Below are 3,201 nucleotides of genomic sequence, written 5' to 3' on the forward strand. Positions count from 1 at the left end.
AATGTGGCGTTGGAGCCGATTTCAAAAAAAGTGGCGCAATACCGTTAGGGCAAGTACGTCGATTTAACGGCGCTTACGGCAGGAAGTGCGCTATTGCAGCGAACGCTGCCGTCGTCGGAAGGAGCACCCCTGATGGAGCTGCGCCTCATTCTCGGGGATCAACTGAACGCGGGTCACAGTTGGTTTCGCACGCAGGATGCCGCTGTCTGCTACCTGATGGCGGAGCTGCGCCAGGAGACGGACTACTGCCGCCACCATCGCCAGAAGGTGCTCGCCTTCTTTGCCGCCATGCGCGCCTTCGCCGCCGCCCTCACCAAGGCGGGCCACCGGGTCTGCTACCTGACTCTCGATGAGAGCGCCCCCTGGCCCGATTTGCCGAGCTTGCTGGCGGCCCAGCTCGAAGCGTATCAGGCCGAGCGCTTCGCCTGGCAGAGCCCGGACGAGTGGCGCCTTGCAAGCCAGCTGGCGCACTGGGCGGCAGGCCTGGCCATCCCGACCGCTGAGGTGGACAGCGAACATTTTCTCACCCCCCGCGATGGCTGGCGACGCTACCCCCACAGCCGGATGGAGTTCTTCTACCGCGCCCTGCGAAAGCAGTACCGGGTGTTGCTCGATGAACGCGGCCAGCCCCTTGGGGGGCGCTGGAACTTCGATGCCGAGAATCGCGCCAAATTGCCGGCGAGCCAACCCATCCCGGCGCCCCTCACCTTTGCCAACGAGGTGAGCGACATCGATGCCATGCTGACCCGCCACGGCGTCGCCACCATTGGCAGTGCCGATGCCGACGCCCTGCCCTGGCCCGTCACCCGGCGCCAGAGCCGCGCACTGCTTGAACACTTCCTTGCACACTGCCTGCCCCACTTCGGCCGCTATCAGGACGCCCTGAGCGAGCGGGGCTGGAGCCTGTTCCACAGCCGCTTGTCGTTTTCCATGAACAGCAAGATGCTCCATCCCCTCGAGGTGATCCGCACCGCGCAAGCTCACTGGCAGGCCAATCAGGCCACCATTTCCCTGGCGCAGGTGGAGGGGTTCATCCGCCAGATCCTCGGCTGGCGCGAGTTTGTCCGCGCCCTCTACTGGGAAAAGATGCCCGAGTATCGGCGCACCAACTTTCTCGGGGCCGAGCGACCCCTGCCCGGTTTTTTCTGGAATGGAGAAACCAGCATGGCCTGCGTGCGTCACGCCATTCGACAGTCTCTGGAGCACGCCTATGCCCACCATATCCAGCGGCTGATGGTGACCGGCAACTTCGCCCTGCTGGCGGGGATCCACCCTGACGAGGTGGATGCCTGGTATCTGGGCATCTATGTGGACGCCATCGAGTGGGTGGAGCTGCCCAACACCCGCGGCATGAGCCAGTTTGCCGATGGCGGCCTGATGGGCAGCAAGCCCTACGCCAGCAGCGGCGCCTATCTCGAGCGGATGGGTCACTACTGCAAGGGGTGTCACTATCAGGTGAAGGCCCGCAGCGGGCCGGACAGCTGCCCCTTCAACAGCCTCTATTGGCACTTTCTCTGGCGCAACCGGGACAAACTTGGCAACAACCCTCGCCTCGCCCTGCCTTATGCCAACTGGGATGGCCAAACCACAGAACAGCAGCAAGCCATCCTGACGACGGCAGAGCATCATCTGCTCCACCTGGAGCGGCTCTGAATCGACCAGATTTCATGCCAGAAAGTGAGCAAATGACAACATTGAGAGCCAGTTAACAAAATGTGAATAGCGATAACCACCAATGACATCGACACCAGTTGAATATCCTGTGGCGGCTGATTAAGGTGGAGGCCCCAGTCAAGGAGAGACAAGATGGACATAGTGGTACTCGGTGGTGGCGTGGTCGGTGTGACCAGCGCCTGGTATCTGGCCAAGGCCGGTCACAAAGTGACCCTGCTGGAGCGGCGTGACGGGGTGGCCCTTGAAACCAGCCATGCCAACGCGGGTCAGATCTCCCCGGGTTATGCTTCCCCCTGGGCTGCCCCCGGCATTCCCCTCAAGGCCGCCAAATGGCTGCTGCAAAGGCACGCCCCCTTCACGGTGCGGCCCACCTCGGACCCCTTCCAGCTGCGCTGGATGCTGAAGATGTTCGCCAACTGCACGCCGGCGGCCTATGCGGTCAACAAGGGGCGCATGGTACGGCTGGCCGAATACAGCCGCGACTGCATGAAGCAGTTGCGGGGCGAGCTGGCGCTCGACTACGAAGGGCGCCAGCTCGGCACCCTGCAACTGTTTCGCAGTCAGGCGCAGCTCGATGCCAGCCAGCGCGACATCGCCGTGCTCGAGGAGTACGGCGTCCCCTATCAGTCTCTGAATGCCGACGGCTGCGAGGAGGTCGAGCCCGCCCTGGCAAGGGTGCGTGGCAAGGTGGTGGGCGGCCTGCGCCTGCCGGGAGATGAAACCGGTGACTGTTTCCGCTTCACCCAGGCCCTGGCGGACGAGGCCCGCAAGCTCGGGGTGAGCTTCGTCTTCAACTGCGCCATCGACGAGGTCGAGATCGCGAAGGGACGCGCCGTGGCGGTCCGTGCCGGCGAGCAGCGCTTCCAGGCCGACGCCATCGTCTGTGCCCTCGGCAGTTATGGCACCGGCTTCCTGCGCCCCCTCGGGATAGAGCTCCCCGTCTACCCGGTCAAGGGTTACTCCCTCACCCTGCCGATGACGGATGCCGAGGGCGCGCCGCGCAGCACTGTGCTGGACGAGACCTACAAGGTCGCCATCACCCGCTTCGACGAACGGATCCGGGTGGGCGGCATGGCCGAACTCTCGGGCTTCAACCTGGCGCTCAACCCCAGACGCCACGATACCCTGGCCATGGTGGTGAGGGATCTCTTCCCCCAGGGGGGAAATCTGGAGCAGGCCACCTTCTGGACCGGGCTGCGCCCCATGACGCCGGACGGCACACCCCTGGTCGGCCCAAGCCCCATTCCCGGGCTCTGGCTCAATACCGGCCACGGTACCCTGGGCTGGACCATGGCGGCAGGATCGGGCCAGTTGCTCAGCGATCTCATCTCGGGCAATACCCCGGATATCAGCGACGAGGGGCTCACCCTGGCCCGCTACGGCTAGGCGTTGGCACCGTCTGTGCAAGTCTGCGAAAAAAGAGGGCGTGCCTGGCACGCCCTCTTTTTTCTGGTTCATCGCGGCTTTCCGGGGAAGGCCGCCTTGATTTTCAGAAAAAAGTATTCTGAGTCCCTAAATCCATATGCC

At 63.7% G+C, this 3,201-nt stretch carries 2 protein-coding genes; both read left to right on the top strand.

The window, feature by feature from the left end:
- The first annotated feature begins 132 nt into the window (after positions 1-132).
- Positions 133-1,653, top strand: a complete 1,521-nt coding sequence (locus PG896_RS20635) for a cryptochrome/photolyase family protein (protein WP_270836167.1) — start codon at positions 133-135, stop codon at positions 1,651-1,653.
- A 153-nt stretch (positions 1,654-1,806) separates the two neighbouring features.
- Positions 1,807-3,060: a D-amino acid dehydrogenase gene (locus PG896_RS20640; RefSeq protein WP_010674940.1), complete on the top strand. Its 1,254-nt coding sequence runs from the start codon at positions 1,807-1,809 to the stop codon at positions 3,058-3,060.
- Positions 3,061-3,201: the final 141 nt, after the last annotated feature.

This window comes from Aeromonas sp. QDB30, from assembly GCF_027707645.1.
Taxonomy (GTDB): Bacteria; Pseudomonadota; Gammaproteobacteria; order Enterobacterales; family Aeromonadaceae; genus Aeromonas; species Aeromonas caviae.